General features: G+C 70.7%; 27 protein-coding genes. 14 read left to right on the top strand and 13 right to left on the bottom strand.

What is annotated here, in order from left to right; genetic code table 11:
• The first annotated feature begins 14 nt into the window (after positions 1–14).
• The 3 genes from JNB50_RS19985 to JNB50_RS19975 are packed head-to-tail and all read left to right on the top strand — an operon-like array spanning position 15 to position 3,035.
• A complete protein-coding gene (locus JNB50_RS19985; RefSeq protein WP_208041903.1) occupies positions 15–1,532 on the top strand; it encodes an aldehyde dehydrogenase family protein in 1,518 nt (505 codons plus the stop codon).
• Positions 1,529–2,389 (top strand): aldehyde dehydrogenase, encoded by an 861-nt coding sequence (locus tag JNB50_RS19980; RefSeq protein WP_208041902.1) that lies wholly within the window; start codon positions 1,529–1,531, stop codon positions 2,387–2,389. Before JNB50_RS19985 ends, JNB50_RS19980 begins: the two co-directional genes overlap by 4 nt.
• Positions 2,390–2,441: 52 nt before the next feature.
• On the top strand, positions 2,442–3,035 hold the full coding sequence (locus JNB50_RS19975; RefSeq protein WP_208041901.1) for an SGNH/GDSL hydrolase family protein: 594 nt from the start codon (positions 2,442–2,444) through the stop codon (positions 3,033–3,035).
• A gap of 6 nt (positions 3,036–3,041) precedes the next feature.
• Here JNB50_RS19975 and JNB50_RS19970 read toward each other — a convergent pair whose 3' ends face one another.
• From JNB50_RS19970 to JNB50_RS19960, 3 genes are read right to left on the bottom strand one after another with little or no spacing between them, the layout of a single operon-like run.
• Positions 3,042–4,400, bottom strand: a complete 1,359-nt coding sequence (locus tag JNB50_RS19970) for a M20/M25/M40 family metallo-hydrolase (RefSeq protein WP_307794813.1) — start codon at positions 4,398–4,400, stop codon at positions 3,042–3,044.
• Positions 4,397–4,924 carry an O-acetyl-ADP-ribose deacetylase gene (locus JNB50_RS19965; RefSeq protein ID WP_307794812.1) on the bottom strand — a complete coding sequence of 176 codons (528 nt, stop codon included), beginning with the start codon at positions 4,922–4,924 and terminating at the stop codon, positions 4,397–4,399. The genes JNB50_RS19970 and JNB50_RS19965 overlap by 4 nt, the downstream gene beginning before the upstream one ends.
• Position 4,925: 1 nt before the next feature.
• Complete coding sequence (locus tag JNB50_RS19960) at positions 4,926–5,204, bottom strand: metal-sensitive transcriptional regulator (RefSeq protein WP_185277937.1); 279 nt, start codon at positions 5,202–5,204, stop codon at positions 4,926–4,928.
• 257 nt (positions 5,205–5,461) lie between these two features.
• On the opposite strand from JNB50_RS19960, the gene JNB50_RS19955 reads away from it, so the two are divergent.
• The 3 genes from JNB50_RS19955 (at position 5,462) to JNB50_RS19945 (ending at position 8,699) form a co-directional block, all read left to right on the top strand.
• Positions 5,462–5,890, top strand: a complete 429-nt coding sequence (locus JNB50_RS19955; protein WP_208041899.1) for an RbsD/FucU domain-containing protein — start codon at positions 5,462–5,464, stop codon at positions 5,888–5,890.
• A 110-nt stretch (positions 5,891–6,000) separates the two neighbouring features.
• On the top strand, positions 6,001–6,336 hold the full coding sequence (locus JNB50_RS19950) for a DUF6804 family protein (RefSeq protein WP_208041898.1): 336 nt from the start codon (positions 6,001–6,003) through the stop codon (positions 6,334–6,336).
• A gap of 170 nt (positions 6,337–6,506) precedes the next feature.
• Complete coding sequence (locus JNB50_RS19945; RefSeq protein ID WP_208041897.1) at positions 6,507–8,699, top strand: DEAD/DEAH box helicase; 2,193 nt, start codon at positions 6,507–6,509, stop codon at positions 8,697–8,699.
• Between the two features lie 10 nt (positions 8,700–8,709).
• Here JNB50_RS19945 and JNB50_RS19940 read toward each other — a convergent pair whose 3' ends face one another.
• Positions 8,710–8,898: a hypothetical protein gene (locus tag JNB50_RS19940; protein WP_208041896.1), complete on the bottom strand. Its 189-nt coding sequence runs from the start codon at positions 8,896–8,898 to the stop codon at positions 8,710–8,712.
• Positions 8,899–9,020: 122 nt separating this feature from the next.
• Here JNB50_RS19940 and JNB50_RS19935 point away from each other — a divergent pair, with 122 nt between their 5' ends.
• The 4 genes from JNB50_RS19935 (at position 9,021) to JNB50_RS19920 (ending at position 12,327) form a co-directional block, all read left to right on the top strand.
• Entirely contained in the window at positions 9,021–9,641 is a 621-nt protein-coding gene (locus JNB50_RS19935) for a CYTH domain-containing protein (RefSeq protein WP_208041895.1), read from the top strand.
• A gap of 137 nt (positions 9,642–9,778) precedes the next feature.
• Positions 9,779–10,807 (top strand): 6-phosphofructokinase, encoded by a 1,029-nt coding sequence (locus tag JNB50_RS19930; RefSeq protein WP_208041894.1) that lies wholly within the window; start codon positions 9,779–9,781, stop codon positions 10,805–10,807.
• Between the two features lie 171 nt (positions 10,808–10,978).
• Positions 10,979–11,905 (top strand): NADP-dependent oxidoreductase, encoded by a 927-nt coding sequence (locus JNB50_RS25845; RefSeq protein WP_208041893.1) that lies wholly within the window; start codon positions 10,979–10,981, stop codon positions 11,903–11,905.
• A 14-nt stretch (positions 11,906–11,919) separates the two neighbouring features.
• Positions 11,920–12,327: a hypothetical protein gene (locus tag JNB50_RS19920; protein WP_208041892.1), complete on the top strand. Its 408-nt coding sequence runs from the start codon at positions 11,920–11,922 to the stop codon at positions 12,325–12,327.
• Here the strand turns inward: JNB50_RS19920 and JNB50_RS19915 are convergent.
• From JNB50_RS19915 to JNB50_RS19905, 3 genes are all read right to left on the bottom strand, one after another.
• Positions 12,324–12,932 carry a hypothetical protein gene (locus JNB50_RS19915; protein ID WP_208041891.1) on the bottom strand — a complete coding sequence of 203 codons (609 nt, stop codon included), beginning with the start codon at positions 12,930–12,932 and terminating at the stop codon, positions 12,324–12,326. The genes JNB50_RS19920 and JNB50_RS19915 overlap by 4 nt on opposite strands.
• A gap of 38 nt (positions 12,933–12,970) precedes the next feature.
• Positions 12,971–14,296: an alpha-hydroxy-acid oxidizing protein gene (locus tag JNB50_RS19910; protein ID WP_208041890.1), complete on the bottom strand. Its 1,326-nt coding sequence runs from the start codon at positions 14,294–14,296 to the stop codon at positions 12,971–12,973.
• A 71-nt stretch (positions 14,297–14,367) separates the two neighbouring features.
• Entirely contained in the window at positions 14,368–15,057 is a 690-nt protein-coding gene (locus JNB50_RS19905) for a LysR substrate-binding domain-containing protein (RefSeq protein ID WP_208041889.1), read from the bottom strand.
• Positions 15,058–15,111: 54 nt separating this feature from the next.
• Here JNB50_RS19905 and JNB50_RS19900 point away from each other — a divergent pair, with 54 nt between their 5' ends.
• Positions 15,112–15,492, top strand: coding sequence for a DUF5997 family protein (locus JNB50_RS19900; RefSeq protein WP_208041888.1), 381 nt, complete (start codon positions 15,112–15,114; stop codon positions 15,490–15,492).
• Positions 15,493–15,507: 15 nt separating this feature from the next.
• On the opposite strand, the gene JNB50_RS19895 is transcribed toward JNB50_RS19900, so the two are convergent.
• The 6 genes from JNB50_RS19895 to JNB50_RS19870 form a co-directional block, all read right to left on the bottom strand.
• A complete protein-coding gene (locus JNB50_RS19895; protein ID WP_208041887.1) occupies positions 15,508–15,942 on the bottom strand; it encodes a DUF1622 domain-containing protein in 435 nt (144 codons plus the stop codon).
• A gap of 32 nt (positions 15,943–15,974) precedes the next feature.
• Positions 15,975–17,861, bottom strand: coding sequence for an amino acid transporter (locus JNB50_RS19890; protein WP_243768749.1), 1,887 nt, complete (start codon positions 17,859–17,861; stop codon positions 15,975–15,977).
• Between the two features lie 387 nt (positions 17,862–18,248).
• Complete coding sequence (locus JNB50_RS19885) at positions 18,249–19,745, bottom strand: SDR family NAD(P)-dependent oxidoreductase (RefSeq protein ID WP_208041886.1); 1,497 nt, start codon at positions 19,743–19,745, stop codon at positions 18,249–18,251.
• 74 nt (positions 19,746–19,819) lie between these two features.
• On the bottom strand, positions 19,820–20,074 hold the full coding sequence (locus JNB50_RS19880) for a DUF6510 family protein (RefSeq protein WP_243768747.1): 255 nt from the start codon (positions 20,072–20,074) through the stop codon (positions 19,820–19,822).
• A 5-nt stretch (positions 20,075–20,079) separates the two neighbouring features.
• A complete protein-coding gene (locus JNB50_RS19875) occupies positions 20,080–20,832 on the bottom strand; it encodes a ferredoxin reductase (protein WP_307794811.1) in 753 nt (250 codons plus the stop codon).
• Entirely contained in the window at positions 20,829–21,422 is a 594-nt protein-coding gene (locus JNB50_RS19870; RefSeq protein ID WP_208041884.1) for a sulfite oxidase-like oxidoreductase, read from the bottom strand. The genes JNB50_RS19875 and JNB50_RS19870 overlap by 4 nt, the downstream gene beginning before the upstream one ends.
• Before the next feature lie 62 nt (positions 21,423–21,484).
• Between JNB50_RS19870 and moaA the strand changes: the two genes are divergently transcribed.
• From moaA to JNB50_RS19855, 3 genes are all read left to right on the top strand, one after another.
• On the top strand, positions 21,485–22,549 hold the full coding sequence (moaA, locus tag JNB50_RS19865; RefSeq protein ID WP_208041883.1) for a GTP 3',8-cyclase MoaA: 1,065 nt from the start codon (positions 21,485–21,487) through the stop codon (positions 22,547–22,549).
• Complete coding sequence (locus tag JNB50_RS19860; RefSeq protein ID WP_208041882.1) at positions 22,542–22,793, top strand: MoaD/ThiS family protein; 252 nt, start codon at positions 22,542–22,544, stop codon at positions 22,791–22,793. Before moaA ends, JNB50_RS19860 begins: the two co-directional genes overlap by 8 nt.
• A 62-nt stretch (positions 22,794–22,855) precedes the next feature.
• Positions 22,856–23,191, top strand: coding sequence for a hypothetical protein (locus tag JNB50_RS19855; RefSeq protein ID WP_208041881.1), 336 nt, complete (start codon positions 22,856–22,858; stop codon positions 23,189–23,191).
• Positions 23,192–23,318 lie beyond the last annotated feature (127 nt).

The following is a 23,318-nucleotide window of genomic DNA, read 5'->3' as shown; positions in this document are numbered from 1 at the left end:
CGGACGACAACATCATGAGCTTCCTCGAGTACGCCCCGGCCCCCGAGTCGCGCGCGATCCTGAACCTGCGCGACCAGTACGGGCTCTTCATCGACGGCGAGTTCGTCGACGGCCACGGCACGCCGTTCCAGACGATCTCTCCGGCGACGGAGGAGCGCATCGCGACGATCGCGACCGCGGACACCGCCGACGTCGACCTGGCCGTCGCCTCCGCCCGCCGCGCCTACGACCGGGTCTGGTCGCGCATGAGCGGCAGCGACCGTGGCAAGTACCTGTTCCGCATCGCCCGCCTCATCCAGGAGCGCGCCCGCGAGCTCGCCGTCGCCGAGAGCCTGGACAACGGCAAGCCGATCAAGGAGAGCCGCGACGTCGACGTTCCGCTCGTCGCGGCCTGGTTCTTCTACTACGCCGGCTGGGCCGACAAGCTGGAGCACGCCGGCCTCGGGCCCGCGCCGCGCGCGCTCGGCGTCGCCGCCCAGGTCATCCCGTGGAACTTCCCGCTGCTGATGCTGGCGTGGAAGATCGCCCCCGCACTCGCGGCGGGCAACACCGTCGTCCTCAAGCCGGCGGAGACGACTCCGCTGACCGCGCTGCTGTTCGCGGAGATCGTGCAGCAGGCCGACCTCCCTGCCGGTGTGGTCAACATCGTCACGGGTGCGGGGGAGACCGGGCGCGACCTGGTCGCGCACCCGGACGTCAACAAGGTCGCTTTCACCGGCTCGACCGCCGTGGGCCGCGAGATCGCCCGCTCGGTGGCCGGCACCGAGAAGAAGCTCACGCTGGAGCTCGGCGGCAAGGCCGCGAACATCGTGTTCGACGATGCTCCGATCGACCAGGCGATCGAGGGCATCGTCAACGGCATCTTCTTCAACCAGGGCCACGTCTGCTGCGCGGGCAGCCGTCTGCTCGTGCAGGAGAGCATCCACGACGAGGTCGTCGAGCGCCTGAAGCGCCGGCTCTCGACGCTGCGCCTGGGCGACCCCCTCGACAAGAACACCGACATCGGCGCGATCAACAGTGCGGAGCAGCTGCAGCGCATCCGTGAGCTGTCCGACATCGGCGAGGCGGAGGGCGCCGAGCGCTGGACCGCCGAGTGCGCGATCCCCGAGAACGGCTTCTGGTTCGCCCCGACGATCTTCGACAATGTGTCGACCAGCCATCGCATCGCGCGCGAGGAGATCTTCGGCCCTGTGCTCTCGGTGCTCACCTTCCGCACCCCCGCCGAGGCGATCGCCAAGGCGAACAACACGCCGTACGGCCTCTCGGCCGGTATCTGGACCGACAAGGGCAGCCGCATCCTCGCCGTCGCCGACAAGCTGCGCGCCGGCGTGGTCTGGGCCAACACCTTCAACCGCTTCGACCCGGCCAGCCCGTTCGGCGGCTACAAGGAGTCGGGCTACGGCCGTGAGGGCGGCCGTCACGGCCTCGGCGCCTACCTGGTCCCCGGTCGCTCGCTGCCGGCCGCGCGTCCGGCTGTGACGGCCTCCCGCACCTCCACCCGCACCACGACCCGCAAGGGAGCGACGAAATGAGCCGCCTGGCCGTGCCGAAGACCTACAAGCTCTACATCGGCGGGAAGTTCCCGCGCTCCGAGTCGGGCCGCACGTACGAGGTCGCCTCCGCGAAGGGCGCGTTCCTGGCGAACGCCGCCAAGGCCTCCCGCAAGGACGCCCGTGACGCGGTCGTCGCCGCGCGCGGCGCGCTGTCCGGCTGGGCCGGCGCGACGGCGTACAACCGCGGCCAGGTGCTCTACCGGATCGCCGAGTTGATGGAGGGCCGCCGGGCCCAGTTCGTCGACGAGATCGTTTCCTCGGAGGGCGTCTCGACCGCCGTCGCCGGCGCCCAGGTGGACGAGGCGATCGACCGCTGGGTCTGGTACGCGGGCTGGGCAGACAAGTTCGCGCAGGTCGCCGGCAACGCCAACCCGGTCGCCGGGCCCTACTTCAACATCTCGGTGCCGGAGCCGACGGGCGTCGTCGCGATCGTGGCGCCGCAGGACTCCAGCTTGCTCGGCTTCGTCAGCGCGATCGCGCCGGCGCTGGTCGCGGGCAACACGGTCGTCGTGGTCGCGAGCGAGCGGTTCCCGCTCTCGGCGATCAGCCTGAGCGAGGTGCTCGCGACGAGCGACGTCCCCGGCGGCGTCGTCAACATCCTCACCGGCTCGCCGGCGGAGATCGCGCCGTGGCTGGCCTCCCACGCCGACGTGAACGCGCTCGATCTCGTCGGCGCGGGGTCTCTCGAATGGGTGGACCTGCAGATCGCCGCTGCGGACACGCTCAAGCGCGTGCTGGCCCCGGAGAACGGGCCGGACGCCGCGGCTCCTTCGCTCGACCGCATCGCCTTCTTCACCGAGACGAAGACCGTCTGGCACACCAAGTCGCTGCTTTAGAGTCAGCTGTGGCTCCCTTCCCGCACCCCCTCTTGTGGGGGAGGATGGGAGGATGAGCGACGGGTGGGGATCGGAACACGGAGCGCTCGCCCTGGTGGGCGACAGCCTGACGCAGGGCGGCGATTGGGCGGCCTGGCTTCCCGGCGAGGACGTGCGCAACTTCGGCGTCGCCGGCGACACCACCGACGACGTCGTCGCCCGGTTGGGCGCCGTGATCGATACGCAGCCGGCCACGATCGCACTGCTTATCGGGACCAACGATCTCGCCTGGCGCCGGTCGGCGGAGCACGTCGTGCGCAACATCGAGACGATCCTGGTGACGCTGCGCAAGGAGCTCCCCGAAGCGCGCATCCTCGTGCAGTCCGTGCTTCCGCGCGGGCACGAGTTCGCCGATCAGATCCGCGACATCAACCGCCACCTCTGGCAGTTCGCGCCCACCGTGCACGCCGCCTGGCTCGACCTGTGGCCGGCGATGGCGCTGGAGGACGGCGAGCTGAACCCGGCATACACCGACGACCGCCTGCACCTCAACGCGGAGGGCTACCGGGCGTGGCTGAACGAGCTCGTCCCCGGGCTCGAGCGCGCCAGGCAGCTGCCGCCGAACAGCCGGGCCATCCAGCTGCCGGATCTCGGCGGGGCGGCCTGACCGCCGTCAGACCGCGCGGATGAGCTCGTCGTAGAACCGGATTCCGCGAAGCCACGTGGCGACGCGGATGCGCTCGTTCCTGGCGTGCAGGGTGTGGTATTCGTCGACGCTGATGTCGAACGGGGTGAATCGGTACACCGCGTCGCAGATGGCCGTGAAGTGCCGTGAGTCGCTGGCCCCGAGCATGATGTACGGGGTCAACACAGCCTCCGGATGCACCGACGCGACGGTACGGGCGATCCGCTCCCAGTACGGACCCGAGGTCGGCGAGACCGGCGACGGCTCATTCGCGTCGGTCGCCTCGATGCGCACGCGCGGGTCGTGTACGGCCTTGCGGAGGTGGGCGAGGGTCTCGTCGACGCTCGAACCGACAGCGATGCGGACGTTGACGACGGCCTCCGCCGTCTCAGGAAGCGCATTCGCGGCCAGGCTGCCGCGCAGTTGCGTCACCGCGGTCGTCGTCCGCACGACCGCCCTGGTCTCGTCCCCGATCCGCACGAATGCCGCACGCAGCAGCGGCTGGAGGCGTCGTGCCCGCGTGAAGGCTGCACGGTAGAGGCCGGTCGCGTGGGCGCCGAGGGTCTCCACCATCTGCAGATTGGTCTCGGACAGCCGGGACGGGAACGGGCGGGCGTTCAGCCGGGTGATCGCGCGCGCCAGCCGCACGGTCGCCGTCATGCGCGGCGGTGTCGATGCGTGCCCTCCCGGCTGGTCGACGGTCATGGTCACCGTCGTCGTGCCCTTCTCGGCCACTCCGACGACGGCGACCGGGCGACGCACACCGGGGAAGAGCCCCTGCACGACCGCGCCGCCTTCGTCGATGACCAGGGCAGGGCGGACTCCGCGTTCGCGCAGGGATTCGACGATCGCGCGGGCGCCGGAGCCGACGGTCTCCTCGTCGTTGCCGAAGGACAGGTACACGTCCTGCCCGGGGGTGAAGCCCTCGGCGAGGAGGCCCTCGACCGCCTCGAGAATGGCGACGACGGCTCCCTTGTCGTCCAGGGTGCCGCGCGACCACAGCACGCGGTCGGCGCCGTGCCCGGTCAGCTCGGCGGCGAACGGCGGGTGCTCCCAGCCGTCCGACGTGGCAGGAACGACGTCGTAGTGCGCCAGGAGCACGATCGGCGCGTCGTCTGCGCGCCCGCGCCAACGGTAGAGGAATGCGTGCCCGTGGTCGCCGTGCCGCTCGAGGTCGAGGGCGGCGTGCACGCGAGGGTAGAGCTCGGGGAGCGCGGCCACGAACGCGTCGAAGGCGGCCCAGTCGGTCTCCTCGACCGCGTTGCGCGACATGGTGGGGATGCGCAGCAGGGTGCGGAACCGTTCGAGCGCGGACTCCTCCGAGTCGGCTGTACGTGCGTCCGTCACTCGCCGGCCGCCGTGCGGAATGCGGAGAGCGCGTCGTCGCTGAACAGCACGAAGCGCACCAGCTCGACGGAGCCGACCCCGGAGGACAGCACGGCGCGCACCGTGCTGATCGCGACGCGCGCCGCATCCTCCATCGGCCAGCCGTAGACGCCGGCCGAGACCGCGGGGAAGGCGACCGTGACGGCGCCGAGCTCGCGGGCGACCCTCAGTGACGAACGGTAGGCGTTCTGCAGGTCGGGCGTGCGATCGTCGTCCTGCGCCCAGACCGGCCCGACGGTGTGGATGACCCACCGGGCAGGGAGGTCGCCAGCCGTCGTCGCGACGGCCTGGCCGGTCGGGAGCCCGTCGGGCAGAGTCGTGGCTCGCAGCTCGCGGCACGCGGCGAGGATCGCGGGTCCGCCGCGGCGGTGGATGGCGCCGTCCACTCCGCCGCCGCCGAGCAGCGAGTTGTTGGCCGCGTTGACGACGGCGTCGACGGACTGTTCGGTGATGTCTCCTCGAACGATCTCGATGGGGTCCGACACATCAGCCCCGGTTGTTCGAGAGCTCGTACACCTTGAGGAGCTCGAGGATCGCATCGTCGCGCTGGTCCCCGCCCTCCTCGAACATCGTGGAGACGTGGGTCTTGAGGTGGTTCTCGACCAGGAGCTTGTTGAGCGAGCCGAGCGACTTCTGGATGGCGAGGGACTGCGTGATGATGTCGACGCAGTAGTCCTCGTTCTCGATCATCTTCTCGAGGCCGCGGAGCTGCCCCTCGAGGATGCGCGTGCGGTGGAGGGCCCGCTTCTTGATGTCTGCGATCACCGCACCAGGATACCGCTGTCCGACGATACCCCTGCGAGGTATACCGGTGGCCGCGCGTATTCACAGCGGCGCATAATGAGAAAAGATCATATACTGCGGTATTCATGCAGACGTATCAGATCGCGGGGATCCGCGCCAGGAGGCGACACGGCGCGTCATCGAGACACCCCCTAACGGGGGGTGGGGGAGGACATACTGCCGGGTCTATCCTCCCTACAGGGGTTGAGAAATATTCGTTTTACAGGAAAGGCCCGACTTTGCTGAAGAACCTCAGCCCGCTGCTGTCCGGTGCGCTTCTGAGCGCGCTCGACTCGATGCAAGATGGCGACACGCTTACCCTTGTCGGCAGCGGCTATCCCGAGGAATCACTGACCACGCCTATCGTCCACCTGGGGGAGGACGTCACCACTGAAGCGGCCGCCGAAGCCATCCTCAGTGTGTTTCCGCTCGACACCGCAGACCCGTCGCCGATCGTCTTCCTCGACCTGGCCGGCGAGCCCTACGACGTCCCCGACGTCGCCTTCGCGGTGAACGGCATCGCCTCGGATGCGGAACTCCGCCGCATCCCGATGACGCGGCTCGACCTCGAGCCGTTCGTCGAGCTCGCGTCGCACTCCGCCGTCATCGTCCGCGTGGGATCGGACGCGCCGCCGTGCGCGTTCCTGTTCCGCCGTGGAGCGCTCTGAGACGTAGTCCGCGAACACGCTGTCCGTGCCCCCGGGGAGGTCTCGTCCCGGGGGCGCGGACTATCTCGGTCTGTGCCGCTCCTCCAGTGACGGATCACTAGAGTTGTGGGGTGCCCTACACCCCGCAGCCGCCCGCCTACAACCGCGCCGCCCTCGCGCCAGGACTCATCGGTGCGCTCGCGCTGCTGTTCGGCCTCGGCCTCGAACCGTGGTACGTCTGGGTGCAGTACGCGGTCTGCGTCCTCGCGCTGATCCTCTGCGTGTTCGCCTGGCAGGCGAAGCGGCGGTGGTGGCTCGTCGGGCTGATCCCGATCGCCGTGCTCTGGAACCCGATCTGGCCGATCCCCGGACTCGCCCCTGCGCTGGCCGTGCTCAGCCTCGCGGCGGCCGTCGTCTTCGTCGTGGCAGGACTCACCATCAAGATTCCCGCGGACACACGCCGCTGAGGCCGTCCCATACGGTAAAATAGGCCTTGCACGGCCGTCCTGCGTCGTGCGCCCGGCGTTCGTCGATGCTCGGTACGGACCACTCGGTTCCGAACCCCGCCGCACCGCCGGCCCTCACGCTCTACGGCGTCGCGTCCTCTGTCAGCGCGCGGCGCCTCCACTGGAGGACCATGTCTCGATCGGGTCAGCGCACGTCGGGTCAGCGCACATCGAATCAGCGCACGGCCAGCCGCCCGCAGCAACAGCAGCGGCGCAACCGTCACGCCAACAACGACGGGCTCATCCCCGTGCTCGCGCGCAAGGTGCGCGAGGTGGAGGCGAAGGCGGCGGACGGCAAGAAGCTCGGTCCGACCAACCGCACCAAGTTCCAGGTGATCGCCTTCCTCATGCGCGAGGAGCGCGCCCGCGCCAAGGCCGACCCCGAGCTGAGCGACGCTTCCCGTGCCGAGCAGCTCAAGCGGCTCGACGGCATCGCGACGATCCTCGCCAAGACGGCCGCGCGCGACACCTCCCTCATCTCGCTCCTCGAGAGCGAGGCGCCGCCGACGGCCACGGCCCAGAAGATCCGGAGGGACTGGCTGCTGGAGTCGGGCACCGAGCTCAGCCCCGACGACCTCATCATCACGGTGGAGCGGCCCGCCGCGCCCGAGAGCGTCATCCCACCCGAGCTGGCCGAGAAGCAGGTCGTTCCCGCATCGGTGAAGGCCAGGCAGCTGTCCAACCCGTTCCTCGCGCCGGACTTCAGCCGTGTTACCGCCCCCACCGCCGCGCCGCGACGCCGCCTCGACTCCTGGGAGCTCCTCGGCCCGCTCTTCAAGTCGTTCGAGTACGGCGCGGGAGGCCAAGCCGCGAGCATGGAGCTCCCGCCCGCTCCGCTGATCGACCGCTACTCGCCTCCGGGGCTGGAGCTCATGCACCACCAGTCCCGCTTCATCGAGAGCGTCCGGCAGGGGCACCGCCGGTTCCTCCTCGCCGACGAGCCCGGCCTCGGCAAGACGGCGCAGTCGGTCCTCGCCGCGTCGGTGGCGAACGCCTACCCGCTGCTCGCCGTCGTGCCGAACGTCGTGAAGATGAACTGGGCGCGCGAGGTCGAACGCTGGACGCCGCACCGCAGGGCCACCGTCATCCACGGCGACGGCGAAGGGCTCGACGCGTTCGCCGATGTGGTCATCGTCAACTACGAGGTGCTGGACCGGCACCTCTCCTGGCTGCGCACGCTCGGCTTCCAGGGCATGGTCGTCGACGAGGCGCACTTCATCAAGAACCTGCACTCCCAGCGCTCCCGGCTCGTGCTCGGCCTGGCAGAGGCGATCCGCGACAAGGCGGCGGACCCGCTGCTGATCGCGCTCACCGGAACGCCGCTGATCAACGACATCGACGACTTCAAGGCGATCTGGCAGTTCCTCGGCTGGATCGACGGCAACAAGCCCACCGCCGAGCTGATGGAGAGCCTGGAGGAGACCGGGCTGACCCCCGCCGACTTCGGCTTCTACGCCGCAGCTCGCGAGTCGGTCATCGATCTCGGCATCGTCCGCCGGCGCAAGGTCGACGTCGCGGCCGACCTCCCGAGCCGCCGTGTCGTCGACCTCCCCGTCGAGCTGGACGACGATCTGGGACGTTCGATCAAGCAGGCGGAGAAGGAGCTGGCCGCCCGTCTGGTCGCCCGCTTCCAGCGCGCCGCGGCGGCCGGTCGACCCGATTCGTTCGACGGCGACGACGAAGCCCACCGCACGCACCTCATCCGCCTGGTGGCCCAGTCGGAGCTGGAGGAGTCGAAGTCGGCCAAGACCGGCGACAACGTCTTCACGATGGTCCGCAAGATCGGCCAGGCGAAGGCCGGGCTGGCCTCCGACTACACCGCGCAGCTGGCCCGGTCGGTCGGCAAGGTGGTGTTCTTCGCCAAGCACATCGACGTGATGGACGCCGCAGAAGAGGCCTTCGCCGCCCGGGATCTGAAGACGATCTCGATCCGCGGCGACCAGACGGCGCTGGCACGGCAGAAGGAGATCGACGCGTTCAACAACGACCCGGAGGTCGCTGTCGCGGTCTGCTCGCTCACGGCGGCGGGCGTCGGGCTCAACCTCCAGGCCGCCTCCAACGTCGTCCTCGCCGAGCTCTCGTGGACGGCCGCAGAGCAGACGCAGGCGATCGACCGCGTGCACCGCATCGGACAGGACGAGCCGGTCACGGCGTGGCGGATCATCGCCGCGCAGACGATCGACTCCAAGATCGCCGAGCTGATCGACTCCAAGCAGGGGCTGGCGGCGCGCGCGCTCGACGGCAGCGACGTCGAGATCGGCTCCGCCGACTCGGTGCAGCTGGACGCCCTCATCCACCTGCTGGAGGACGCGCTGGGCGAGTGACCGTCTGGACTCAGGCGATCTCGGCGTCGTCGGGGTCGAGCGGTACCGGCCGCTCGTCGTCGGGCAGGATGCGGTCGTCGTCCTCGTCGTCGTCGACGGGGAGGTCGTCCGGGTCGTGGATGACGGCCTTCGGCTCGTAGTCGCCCTCCTGCGCCTCGACGAAGTCGTCGTCCTCCTGGTCGCGCTCGGTGTCGCTCATGGCAGCAGAGTACCTCGCACGCTGTGCCGGCACGAGAGTCCAGCCGCGGCGCGACCGCTCCGTCGAGCTCGAACACGAGGGCGTGATTTCGCGACTCGGCAGAAGTGGACTAGACAGGGGACATGGCGAAGCACCGTTCCCAGCTCGAGATCGAGCGCAAGTACGACGTCGACGCCGACCTCCCCACCCCCCATCTCGTCGGCGTCGGGGCCGTGGCCGTGGAGAGTGAGCCGCAGACCGCCGAGCTCGTCGCGACCTACTACGACACCGAGGAGCTGCGGCTCGCCAGACAGCGCATCGCCGTGCGCGCGCGGCGCGGAGGCTCCGACGAAGGCTGGCACGTCAAGCTGCCGCCGGGTGAGGAGGGCCGGACCGAACTGCACTGGCCGCTCGGCGACGGCGTGCAGCCTCCCGCGGACCTGCTGGAGGTCATCGGCGACGAACTCGGCGACGGCCGGCTGGTGCCGGTCGCGCGTGTGACGAACGTGCGCGACACCAGGGTGCTCACCGACGCGGCCGGCTTCGAGCTGGCCGAACTGTGCGACGACCACGTGCACAGCGAGAACCTCCGCACGGGCGCGAGCGACGCGTGGCGGGAGTGGGAAGTGGAGTTGCTCAGCGGTGCGCCCGACTCGCGGGAGCGGCGCACCGCCCTCCTCGACGGCATCGAGGCAGAGCTGCTGGCCGCGGGAGCCCGTCCCTCGGCGAGCGGGTCGAAGCTCCAGCGCGCTCTGGGGCTCTGACGCGCAACCGGCTGGATTTTGGTGCTCCGGTATGCGTCGGGCATGATGCTCAGGGGTGCAATGCAGCACAGGGGCGTCAAACACGAGCAGACGGCGCGCTCTGACAGGCACAGCAGCGCACCGAAGAACGGAGCAGCATGAAGATCGGCATCCTCACGAGCGGTGGCGACTGTCCTGGACTGAACGCGGTCATCCGCGGCGCCGTCCTCAAGGGCGACCGCGTGTACGGCTCCGAGTTCGCCGGCTTCCGCTACGGGTGGCGCGGCGTCGTCGAGGGCGACATCATGCCGCTCGACCGGCACAGCGTCCGCGGGCTCTCGCGCCAGGGCGGCACGATCCTCGGCTCCAGCCGCACCAACCCGTTCGAGGGCGACAAGGGCGGTCCGGAGAACATCCAGCGGATGATGGACGAGAACGGCATCGACGCGATCATCGCGATCGGCGGCGAGGGCACGCTCACCGCAGCCCGACGGCTCACCGACGCCGGCCTGAGGATCGTCGGCGTGCCGAAGACCATCGACAACGACCTCGCCGCGACCGACTACTCGTTCGGCTTCGACACCGCGGTCGAGATCGCCACCGAGGCGATCGACCGCCTCCGCACCACGGCAGAGTCGCACCAGCGCTGCATGGTGGTGGAGGTCATGGGCCGCCATGTCGGCTGGATCGCCCTGCACTCGGGCATGGCCGGCGGAGCGCACGCCATCCTCATCCCGGAGCAGCCGCAGTCCATCGAGCAGATCTGCGAGTGGGTCGAGTCGGTGCGCGACCGCGGCCGTGCGCCGGTCATCGTCGTCTCCGAGGGCTTCCACCTCGACACGATGGAGGAGGCGCACTCGCACAAGGGCCTCGACGCCTTCAACCGCCCGCGCCTGGGCGGCATCGGCGAGATGCTCGCCCCGATGATCGAGGAGCGCACCGGCATCGAATCGCGCGCCTCCGTCCTCGGCCACATGCAGCGCGGCGGCGTCCCGAGCGCCTACGACCGCGTGCTCGCCACCCGCCTCGGCATGGCAGCGGTGGATGCCGCCTACGAGGGCCGCTGGGGCTCGATGGTGTCGCTGCGCGGCACCGACGTCGTCAACGTGTCGATCGCCGACGCCACCGGCGGTCTCAAGACGGTCCCCCCGGCGCGCTACGAAGAGGCAGCGCTCCTCTTCGGCTGATCGTGGCGCGCCTCGTCGTGATCAACGGCGCCACGGGGTCGACGCGAACGGCGCGCTGGAGGCCACGGTCGCCTCGATCGTCGCCGCCCTTCGCTGAGAGGACGGCCAGCGTCCCTGCAATCGAGGGCGGCACGGGTCTAGGCTCCTGCGTACGAGACGAAGGGAGCGGCCGTGCCCAGATTCATCCAGCTCGAGGAGTTCGGATCCCGGGACTACCTCCACCTCGTGGAGCGGGAACGGCCGTGGCCCGGCCCGGGTCAAGTCCTCGTGCGGGTGCTCGCGGCCGGCCTGAACCCGATGGACTACAAGGCCTACCGCAGCGAGCAGGCCGCCGCTCGGATGGGCGTCACCCTGCCGAGCGGGATGGGTCAGGACTTCGCCGGGTTCGTGGAGGAGGTCGGCGAGGGCGCCTCGCGCTTCCAGCCTGGCCAGGCCGTGCTCGGAACCGCCCCGTTCGCCGCGATCGCCGATTTCGTGGTCGTGCCCGAGGACGGCCAGATCATCGAGAAGCCCGACCCGCTGACCTTCGAGGTCGCGGGGTCGCTCGGCGTCGTCGGCCGCACGGCGATGGCCAGCGAGGCCTCCCTCGACCTGGGAGAGAGCGACACGGTGCTGGTCAGCGCGGCGGCCGGCGGCGTCGGGGTGCTGGCCGCGCAGCTGGCCGTGCACTGCGGGGCGACCGTCATCGGCACCGCGAGCGAGGACAACCACGAGTTCCTCGAGACGCTCGGCATCACCCCGGTGGCCTACGGGCCGGGCCTCGCCGAGCGCGTCCGGGAGGTCCTCGACGACGGCACGCGGGTGACCGCGGTGCTCGACAACCACGGGTCCGACACGATCGACGCCGCGCTCGAACTGGGCGTCCCGCCCGAGCGGATCAACACGATCGCCGCGTTCGGACCCTCCGCGCGCGGCGCGCGCACGGTGGGCGGCCGCGCGGCGGGCAACGCCGAGCTCGCCGAGCTGGCCGACCTCCTGGCGCGCAACGAGCTCATGCTGCCGATCGACTCCATCTTCCCGATCGAGCGGACGGCGGAGGCGTACGGGCGGCTGGAGGCCGGGCACGTGCGCGGCAAGATCGTGATCGTCACGGACTGAGGAGAGGAGCGAGCATGATCGACGACGACCTCGCACGCCTGCTGCGCGGGGCCGGGCTGCGCTGGCAGCCGGCATCGGGCGACACCTTCGCGATCGACCGGCCGGGGATGGCGGGCGAGCGGTTCACCGTCAGCGAGATGACGATCGAGCCGCACCACTTCGACACCGGGACGATCCTGGGGTTCAACGGCACGACCGAGTGGGCTCTCGACTCGCTCGCGGTCGAAGACGCACTGTGGATCCCGCGCGAGGATCAGCTCCGGGAGCTGCTCGGCGGATCGTTCCGGCATCTCGCACGCACCCCTGACGGCTATCGGGTGACGCTGGAACTCGACGGCGCAGAGCGGTTCTTCGAGGAGGACGATGCGGCGACCGCGTACGCGCAGGCGCTGCTGTCGGTGATCGCGGCGGCCGTCGCCTAGGCCGTGCCGCCGCCCTCGACCGAGGGATCGCGCACCTCGACCACGACGGGTCCGTCGTCGTCCGCTTCGCGGATCCGCCACACGCGTGCGCGTGCGCCGACACCCGGCACCTCGGTCTGGAGGAGCATCCGCGATCGCGCGGTCGGTCGCTCCCACCGTGCGCACACCGTTCCCTCCGCCGTGTCGACGACCAGGATGAAGCTGTCGACACCGCCGTCTTCGATGGTGGAGACCGTCCGCGCGGAGACCACGCCGTCCAGCCGCTCGACACGGCCGGCGGCGTCGGCCCAGCGCGCACGGGCGCGAACCCGCTCGGAGCTCTGGACGACTGCGCCGACGAAGCCGATCCACAGTGCGACGACGAGGGCGATGAACACCACGGTGAAGAGGAGGGGGAACCACCAGCCGGGGGTCTCCGCCATCCAGAGCGCGACGATCGCTCCGGTGGCCACCGCGGCGGCGAGGACGAGGAGCGCCACGAGCACGACGCGGCTGGTCGTCCGCAGCGGGCCGCGGACCGGGAGCTCGGCGGGCGGCACCGGATCCGGCCAGTGCTGGACGAGCACGACGACCTGACCTGCGGACACGGAGGTCGATGCGGCCATGACCCGAGTCTAGAGTGCGGCCCCGCCGGGCGACACGCTCAGCGTCGGCTCACCAGCACGGACGGGTCGAGATCGGCTGCGCGTCGGACTCCCGCGAGGCCCAGCGTGATGTCGAGCTCCGCCAGGACGTTCCTGAGCAGCTCGCGCACTCCGCGCTCGCCTGCGACCGCGAGCGCGTAGGCGTACGGCCTCCCGATCGCGACGGCGCGCGCACCGAGCGCGAGTGCGATGACGGCGTCGGCTCCGCCGCGGATCCCGCTGTCGAACAGCACGGGGAGGCGGCCGTCGACCGCCTCGACCACTCCGGGCAGCGCGTCGAGCGCCGCGATCTCGCCGTCGATCTGGCGGCCGCCGTGGGTCGACACCTGCACCGCGTCCACACCCGCGTCGACCGCGCGCCGGGCGTCGTCGGGGTGCAGCACGCCCTTCAGGACGATCGGCAGGCGTGTGCGCTCGCGCAGGAACGCCAGGTCGTCCCAGCCCAGCGACGGGTCGGCGAACACGTCGAGGAACGTCTCGACCGCAGCCAGCGGCTCTCCCGAGCGCAGGGACTCCCGCAGGCCGCCGGGATGGTGCCGCAGGATGCTGGCGAACGACGCGACGGCCGCCGGCGTGACGGGCGTGCGCTCGCGCGGCCCCGCGGCCGACATCCGCTCGCGCACGAGAGCGCGGAACACCGGGTCGCTGGTGTACTGGGCGATGCCGAGCCCTCGGCTGAACGGCAGGTAGCCGAGCGCGAGGTCGCGTGGCCGCCAACCCAGCACATGCGTGTCGAGGGTGACGACGATCGCCTCGCAGCCGCAGGCCTCCGCCCGCGCGACCAGGCTGGCGACAAGTGCGCGGGACGAGCTCCAGTACAGCTGGAACCACCGCGGCGCGCCGGGACGGGTCGCGTCCATCGCCGCTGCGATGTCCTCCATCGGTGCGGAGGCCTGTGTGGAGATCGTGAACGGCACCCCCTGCGCCGCGGCGGCGCGCGCAGCGGAGGCGTCGCCGCCCCTGCGTGCGAGCTCGAGCACACCGATCGGCGCCAGCAGCAGGGGAGCGGGCAGGGTGCGCCCGAACAGCTCGATCGAGAGATCGCGACGGGAGACATCGCGGAGCACGCGCGGCACGATGCGGTGCCGGCCGAAGGCGGCGGTGTCGGCGGCGTCGGTGCGCTCGAGGCCGGCCGAGCCGGCGATGTAGGCGTACGCGGCGCGCGACAGGCGGCGGCGGGCGGCGCGCTCCACGTCGGGGAAGGCGACGGGGACGGCGGGGCGCCCCCCGATCACGCCGGCGCGGTAGACGGCGCTCTGGGCCGCGCGCCCGATGCTGGTGCCGAGATCGGTCGTGAGGGTCGTCGTGCCGTCGTTGGCCGTCATGATCCCATTCTGCCGAAGTCCCGCCCATGCCACGCGGCCCACTGGCGGAACACGCCGCCGGTGCGCGGCCGTCAGCGCTTGGGACGCGGGCGCTTGCCCGACGACCGCTTCGCCGCCGCCGCCCGCCTCGCCTGCTTCGCGGCCCGCGCCGACTGCGTGGACGCCACCTTCGCGGCCTTGGCCGCCTTGGCATCCTGCGTCGCCTGTGCGGACTGCGTGGCGGCCACCTCGGGGTTGCGCGAGCTGTGCGCCGTTCGGCCGCGCACGATGCCGATGAACTCGTCGACGAGGGGATGCTGGCCCTCCCGGGGCCAGGTCAGACCCACCTGAGAGACCGGGCCGTCCTCCAGCCGGATCGCCTCCACGTCCTTGCGACGCAGCGCCTTGGCGACCGAGGCCGGCATCAGGGCGATGCCGTCGCCCGTCGCGACCTCGCGCATCAGCGCCTCGGACGGCTCGCCTTCGACCCGCTGCACGCCGTCGAGATCGGCCAGGTGCAGCTTCTCCTCCAGCGTCAGGAGGTGCTCGTGGTTCATCACGACCACGACGTCCTCCGAGTACAGCGGGATGAGGTGCCGGTCGTCCGCCGCCTCGGCGTCGCGGGCGAACACCATGTCGGCCTCGCCCGCCGCCAGCGCCGCCAACGGATCGGCGGACGGCGCGGCGACCAGCTCCACATCGGGCTGCCGCTCGGCGAAGACACGCGTCCACTTGCCGATCGTGACGCCGAGCGGGAACGCGAGGGTGAAGCGGGAGGCCATGCAGGCCAGGGTATCGAACGGCCGGGAGCGCCGGCGGACGATACCCTTGAACACATGAAAGCCCAGACCATGAAGGCGGCCACCGCAGCCAAGAAGCTCGGCATCCTGCTGTCGGCGGCGCCGGAGGAGTTCCGCGACCGCGACATCAGCCGCACCGAGCTCGACGAGCTGAACGCGAACCCGCCCGCCTGGCTGGTCGACCTGCGCGCCGACGGCCCGCACCCGCGCGACGTCGTCGCCCGCAAGCTCGGCGTGAGCAACTCCGGCCTGGCCCGCGGCGGCGTGACCGAGCCGCTGACCACGGCCCAGATCAAGGCGCTCCTCGCCGAGCCTCCCGCGTGGCTGGTGGCCGAGCGGGCGACCCAGGCGCAGGTGCGCGCCGAGAACGCCCGGGTCAAGCAGCGCAACGCGGAGCGCGCGGCCGCGCGCGATTGAGCGCGCGGCGCGGCGTCAGATCCCGGGGGATGCCGAGGGCGCGTCCGGCCCGGGGCCGGCACTCGCGGCCTTCTTCGCTGCGTGCGCCAGCACCTCCGGACCGGTGACCAGCGCGCGGCGCCACGGCGCCACTCCGTCGATCTCCACCTGCAGCGAGAAGCTGAGGATGGTGCGGATGAGCACGATGATGCCGAGCACGAGTGCGTCGGTGAGCGTGGGCTGCGAGGTCACGGTCTTGACCAGGTCCGCCGCGACCAGCAGCTCCAGCCCGAGCAGGATCACGCCGCCGAACGCCTCCCGCAGGGTGCGGAACGCCGTCGTGCCGTTTCGGGTGCGGATCCAGACGGTGAGCGCGATGACGAGGGCGACCACGAAGCCGATCGCCAGCGCCGCGACGCCGACGAACTCGAAGGCGATGCCGATCGTCTCGAAGATCGCGTGCGAGTCCATGGGCACATCGTGCCACAGTGGCGGGGGTACGGTCAGGCCACGTGCACGGCGGGGCGCCGCTTGACGTCCTTCTCGGCCTCCCTCAGCACCTCACGGGTGACCGGCGCGACCTCGCCGACGCCGGTGATGAGGTAGCGGAACATGTTCGAGATCGGGTTGCCCTCCGTCCACTCGAAGTAGACCGTCGGCACCACTCCGGTGACGTCGCGGATCTCGAGGAGGACGGCGGCGATCGTGTTCGGCACGTTGCCGCTCGTGACGCGCAGCACGCGGTAGCCGTACTTCACCACGCCGTGGACGACGAGGTCTTCCTCGAAGTCGGAGGAGTCGGACTTGAGGACTTCGAGGAAGATCGTGCGCGAGCGCTGCGGGATGTGGCTGTACTTGCGCTCGTCCTTGTTCTTCTCCTCGTACTCCTTGGTCGTGTCGACATCCGGCTCGTGCGAGATGATGCGGATCTCGCCCTCCTCAGCGTCCTCCAGGATGAAGTCGAGCGCCGTGACGTCGAAGGTGACGCTGGTCGCTCGCAGCTGGAACGAGCGTCCGATGCGCGACACGATCGACACGATCAGGATGCCCAGGATGAACAGGGTCGCGATGCGCAGACCGTCGGGCCGCTCGATGATGTTGTCGACCGTGGTGTAGACGAAGATCGCGGTGATGATCGCGAAGACGACGGTGCGTTTGGGCTGCTTCTTGCGCCACGCCGACAGGCTCACTGCGAGCGACGCCGAGGTGATGAGTACCAGGACGCCCGTCGCGTAGGCGCCGCCCTGGGCGTCGACGTTCGCGTCGAAGATCAGGGTGATGAGGAACGCGATGGCGGTGAAGACCAGGACCAGCGGACGCACAGCGCGCGCCCACTGCGGCGCCATCCCGTAGCGGGGGAGGTAGCGCGGCACCAGGTTGAGGAGGCCCGCCATGGCGGAGGCGCCGGCGAACCACAGGATGAGGATGGTGCTGATGTCGTAGACCGTGCCGAAACCGTTGCCGAGGTACTCGTGCGCCAGGTAGGCCAGTGCGCGGCCGTTGGCGGAGCCGCCCGCCTGGAACTCCTTCTGCGGGATCAGCAGCGTCGTCGTGAAGCTCGAGGTGATGAGGAACACGCTCATGATGATGGCGGCCGTGGTCAGCAGCTTGTGCGCGCCGCGGATCCGCCCGACGGGGTGGTTGGGGTCGTCGTCCGGCTTGCCCTTGATCTGCGGCATGACGGCGACACCGGTCTCGAAGCCGGAGAGGCCGAGCGCGAGCTTGGGGAACACGAGCAGCGCGACACCCACGACGAGGAACGGGTTGCCGTTCTGCTGGAACATGGCGTTCCACCAGTCGTCGATCGCGGTGGGATGCTGGAACACCTGCACGATGGAGGTGGACACCACCACGACGTTCAGCGCGAGGTAGACGCCGACCAGCACCACGGCGATGCCGATGGCCTCCCGGAAGCCTTTGAGGAAGACCGCGCCGAGCAGGGTGAGCAGCACGAGCGTGATGATGACGTTGTTGCCGTGGAACCACGACGGCGCGAACGGGTTCTCGATGGCGTGTGCCGTCGCGTCCGCTGCGGACAGCGTGATCGTGATCATGAAGTCGGTCGCGGCGAAGCCGAGGAGGACGAGCACGAACAGCTTGCCGGCCCACCACGGCAGGAAGCGCTCGAGCATGGCGATGGAACCCGAGCCGCGGAAGCTCTCGTTGGCGACCCTGCGGTACACCGGGAGCGCGCCGAGCAGCGTCAGGGCGACGAGCACGAGGGTCGCGAACGGCGAGATCAAGCCGGCCGCGAGGGCGGCGATGGCGGGCTGGTAGCCGAGGGTCGAGAAGTAGTCGAGACCGGTGAGGCACATGACGCGCCACCACGAGTGCAGGTGCTCGGGATGCTGACCGTGCGGCCCCTGCTGGGTGCCCTTCTCGTCGACCATCCCGCGCAGCAGCCAGTGCTTGAACCGGCCGCCGTGCACCTCGTGGGCGGCGACGGGCTGCGCCTGCCCGGGGATCGGGACGGGCTCCCTCGGCCGCACCCGCGGCGGGACGGCCCCGGAGAGCTCGTCGGGGAGGATCGTCGGAGACGGACGGTCCTGAGCAGCAGGACCGTTGCCCCGCGCCTTGTCGCCAGACGGGGAACTGCTCGACATCGGCTGCCCTTCGTTTGCCTTCGTGCTCACTGTACGTTGACCACGCAGGCGGCTGGAAGAGAGCTTCGGGAGAAGCCCTCGACCGACCTCCCCGGATGGCCGGGGCAATTCTAGCCAGAACGCCGGGCCGATCAGCGACGAGTGAGAGTTCTCACAGCGGCAGGAGCCGCTCCCTCACCACGCCGACGGCGCGTAGTCCTTCAGGAACACGCCCTGCAGGTCTTCGCCGGCCTCGCCGCGGACGATCGGGTCGTAGACGCGGGCGGCGCCGTCGACGAGGTCGAGCGGGGCGTGGAAGCCCTCCTCGGCGAGACGCACCTTCGTGTAGTGGGGACGCTCGTCGGTGATCCAGCCGGTGTCGACGCTCGTCATCAGGATGTTGTCGGTGTCGAACATCTCCTGGGCGCTCGTGCGCGTGAGCATGTTGAGCGCCGCCTTGGCCATGTTGGTGTGGGGGTGTCCCGCGCCCTTGTAGCGGCGGCCGAAGACGCCCTCCATCGCGGAGACGTTGACGACGTAGGAGCGGCCGGCGGCGGCGAGCGACGGGCGCAGCCGGTCGATGAGGATGAACGGCGCCGTCGTGTTGCAGAGCTGCACCTCCAGCAGCTCGAGCGGGTCGATCCCGCCGACGGCCCTGGTCCAGGTGTTGACGCGCTGCACGTCGGGCACCAGGCCGCCTGCGTCGATGGCGGTGCCGTCGTGGTGGCGTTCCAGCGACGAGGAGCCGGCCGCCATCGCAGCCGACGCCAGGTCGTCGGCGGTCAGGGCTGCTGCGCCGACCAGCTCGGCGACCGTGCCGTGCACGTTCGCCGACGAGAGCAGGGGATGCGCGGCGACCGACGCCTGCAGCGCCTGCGGGTGCGGGTCGGCGGTGTGGCCGAACGTCTCGAGCTCGGGCAGCGGACCGTCCGGCAGCGGGTGCGACTCGGCGTCCGCCAGCAGCGAGTACGCGCCGGGGGAGCGGCGGACCGTCTGGGCCGCATTGTTGATGAGAATGTGCAGCGGGCCGCGGGAGGCCACCGAGTCGGCCAGACCGATCACCTGCGCGGGGTCGCGGAGGTCGATGCCGACCACGCGCAGCCGGTGCAGCCACTCCGACGCGTCCGGCAGCTGCGAGAACCGGCGCACCGCGTCGCGCGGGAAGCGCGTCGTGATGGTGAGGTCGGCGCCGTCGCGCAGCAGGCGCAGCGCGATGTGCATGCCGATCTTGGCGCGACCGCCGGTGAGCAGGGCGCGCTTGCCGGACAGGTCGGTGCGGGCCGTGCGCTTGGCATGGCTGAAGGCGGCGCACGACGGGCAGAGCTGGTGGTAGAACCAGTCGACCTGCGTGTAGTGCTGCTTGCAGATGTAGCAGGCCTGCGAGTTGATCAGGGTGCCGGCGGTCGTCGCGCCCGTGGTCGGGGAGGTCAGGTCGCGGCCGCGGGTCTCGTCGTCGATGCGGTCGGGTGCTCCCGTCGCGGTCGCCGCGATCACGGCGCGGTCGGCGGCGAGCTCGGCCTCCCGCAACTCGCGACGCCGTGCCTGCTTGACGGCCTTGAACATGTGCGCGGTCGCCCGGCGCACCGAGATGAAGTCCGGGTGCTCCTGGTCGAGCTCGTGGAGCTGGGCGAGGACGCGGAGGGTCGTCGCGAGATCGTCGGGGTCGAGGCTCGCGGAGGTTTCGGCTGGCACCGGACGATTGTACGGGCAGCGGATGACCGCGTGCTGAGGGCGCGGACCACCGCACGGCGTCGCTTCGCGCTGAGTCAGACCTCCAGCTCGAGCCAGTCGAGGCCGCGGAGGTCGAGGCACAGCCGCCCGGCGCGTTCCGACGCCATCGCGATGACGTCGCCGCAGACCCGGCAGCGCAGCACCATCCCGTGGTCGTCGGTGTAGACGTGGGCCCGCGCGATCACGGTCACGTCGCCGCAGTGGGCGCACTTGCCGCGCGCCGACGTGATGTCGGCCGAGAACACCTCGGAGAGGAGCCCGGCGGCCGCGTTGCCGTCGAGGTAGTCCATATCGGTCACTGTGCCCCTCCGATCCCGCCGTAGCGCTCGGTGCGGATGCGGTCCGGGTCGTGGCCGGCGTCGACGAGCCATCCAGAGACGGCCTCGACGAACGGGGTCGACCCGCACAGGTAGAACGCGGGGGAGTCCGCGGGCGGTAGCACGAGCGCGTTCAGCGCGTCCGCCGTCAGCCGGCCAGCCGCCACGGGCCAGTCCGGCGGCGCCTCGCGCGTGTAGACGTAGTCGACGCGCAGCGGTGCAGTCGCCTCGCCGAGCGCCAGGAGCTCGTCGCGGTAGTAGACCGACATCGGCGTGCGCGCCGAGTAGAGCAGCCGGAACGGTGCGGCGCTGTTCGCCGCGGCGTGGGCCCGGGCCATCGACATCAGCGGCACCACGCCGGAGCCGCCCGCGATCAGCTGCACCGGCCCCGTGTCGCCCGCGCGCCAGACGAACCAGCCGCCGACCGGGCCACGGACCTCCAGCTGGTCGCCGACCGCGAGGCCGTGCACGAGATAGGGCGAGACCTCCCCGTCGGGCAGCTCCTCCACGGTCAGCTCGAACTCGTCCGGCGCCAGCCCTCCGGCTCCGGAGGCCGACGCGATCGAATAGGAGCGCACCGCCTGATAGCCGTCGGGCGCGGTGAGCCGGATGTCCACGTGCTGTCCGGCCAGGTGGCCGGTGAGCCCCGGGATGCGCAACCGGATGGTGCGCGCCGTCGCCGTCTCCTCGTGTGCGGCCACGACATCGGCCACCCGCCACGCCGTCGTCACCAGTAGCGCTCTTCCTTCCAGGGGTCCCCGTACATGTTGTAGCCGTTCTGCTCCCAGAAGCCCGGCTGGTCCTGCGGCAGCATCTCGAGGCCGCTGACCCACTTGGCGCTCTTCCAGAAGTACAGGTGCGGCACCAGCAGACGCGCGGGGCCGCCGTGCTCAGGAGCGAGGTCGGCGCCGTCGAAGGTGTGGGCGACCCAGGCCTTGCCGTCGAGCAGATCTTTCAGCGGCACGTTCGTCGTGTACCCGCCGTAGGAGTGCGCCATCGTGTACTCGTAGTCGGTGTCGACGTTCTCGAACAAGGTGTCGAGGGCGACCCCGCGCCACGAGGTGCCGAGCTTCGACCAGCTGGTCACGCAGTGGATGTCGGTGCCGACGTCGGCCTGCGGGAGGGCGAGGAACTCGTCCCAGCTCCACCGGTGCACGACACCCTTCTCCGTCGTGATCGTGAACGCCCAGTCGTCTTTCGCGATGCGTGGCGTCGGCCCGGCGGACAGCACGGGGAAACCCTCCGTGATGTACTGGCCGGGCGGGAGGCGCGGATCCTCGGTTCGCCGCCGGCCGAGGAAGCCGGACGAGATGATTCCCATGCGCGCAGCATAATGCGGGCCGCGGCCGACGGTCTATGTCCCGGTCGGTCTAGTCTGAACGCATGGCCGCCGTCAATCTCGGACTCCCGCGCAGTGCGCGCGCGAGCGGGGAGCCGCGGGTGGATGGGCGCCCCGACGTGCCCGGCCTCCTCGACCGACACGGTCGGGTGGCCCGCGACCTCCGCGTCTCCGTCACCGAGAAGTGCTCGCTGCGCTGCACGTACTGCATGCCCGAGGAGGGCCTGCCGGCCATCCCGCGCGACGAGCTGCTGACGCCGGTGGAGATCGCGCGGCTGGTCGGCATCGGCGTGCACGACCTCGGTATCCGCGAGGTGCGTTTCACCGGCGGCGAGCCGTTGATGCGAGCGGACCTGGCCGAGATCATCGGCTTGACGCGCGCGGCGGCCCCGGCGATCGACATCAGTATCACGACGAACGGCATCGGCCTCGACCACCGGTTGCCTGCGCTGGTGGCGGCCGGACTGGACCGCGTGAACATCTCGCTCGACACCGTCGACCGCGAGCACTTCGCCGAGCTGACCCGGCGAGACCGCCTCCCCGCCGTGTTCGCCGGTATCGCCGCAGCGCATGACGCGGGGCTCACGCCGCTCAAGCTGAACGCCGTGATGATGCGCCAGACACTCGCCGGCGCCCCCGACCTCCTGGCCTGGGCGCTCGAACACGGCTGCCGGCTGCGGTTCATCGAACAGATGCCGCTCGACGCCGACCACACCTGGCTGCGCGAGAACATGATCTCCGCCGAAGAATTGCTGGCCGTCCTCCGGACGCGCTTCGACCTGGTTGAGGTCGGCCGCGACGACCCGTCAGCGCCGGCAGAGGAGTGGCTGGTGGACGGCGGCCCGTCGACGGTCGGCATCATCGCGTCGGTGACGCGGTCGTTCTGCGCGGCGTGCGACCGCACCAGGATCACGGCGGAGGGCACCGTGCGCTCGTGCCTGTTCGGCGACGACGAGACCGACCTGCGCTCGCTGCTGCGCGGCGGCGCGGACGACGCCGAGATCGCCCGGTGGTGGCGCGGGGCGATGTGGAACAAGCAGTCGGGGCACGGGATGGAACGCGCCGGATTCGTCCCTCCGGTGCGGAGCATGGGAGCGATCGGTGGCTGAGACGACGGTGCTGGTGCGGTACTTCGCAGCGGCGGAGGAGGCGGCGGGGCGCGAGGAGGAGCGCCTGTCGCTGGGCGAACCGACCGTCGGAGCGCTGCGCGAGGAGCTCGCCCACCGCTACGGCGATGCGATGCGGCTGGTGCTGCGCAACGGCTCGTTCCTGGTCGACGGTGTGGTCTCACGAGACCCGGCGGCCGTGATCGGCGAGCGGGTGGACGTGCTTCCGCCGTTCGCGGGAGGCTGATCGACGGAACCGTACGCTAGGCTGCGGCCAACAGGTTTCGACCTGGTCTGGGGGAGGTCGCCATGAGCGCACACATGCAGGAGTTCGACCGCATCAACCGCCGCAAGGCGCGATTCCGGCTATCGGTGGTGGCGGCGGTCGTCGCCGGCGTTGCCGCGTGGGCGGTTCTGCCGTTCGGGATCGTGCTGCTGACCCGAGGGGAGGCGGCCGGCTGGGCGCTCGTCGTCGCCGGCGTGGCGCTGCTCGCGGCGTGCGTGGCCGCGATCGTGGGCGCCGCGCGCCTCCGCGTCGCGCCGCAGAGCCTCCCGGGCAAGGCGAACCCCGCCTTCGGCGAGCCGCGCCCGTCGCAGAACCCCGACGGCGGCTACGCCACCGCCGGCATGAAGCTCGGCTCCTGACGCCGCTTCCGCCGCCCACATTCGTCACGAATCCCCACATTCGTGCCACGAATGTCGCGATTCGTGACGAATCGCGCCCCCGTCGACGACGCTCGGACGCATCGACTTTCGTGACGAATGTCGCGAT

Origin of the sequence: Leifsonia sp. TF02-11 (assembly GCF_017565305.1) — a bacterium.
Taxonomy (GTDB): Bacteria; Actinomycetota; Actinomycetes; order Actinomycetales; family Microbacteriaceae; genus Leifsonia.
This window is presented reverse-complemented; position numbering and strand designations above follow the sequence as displayed.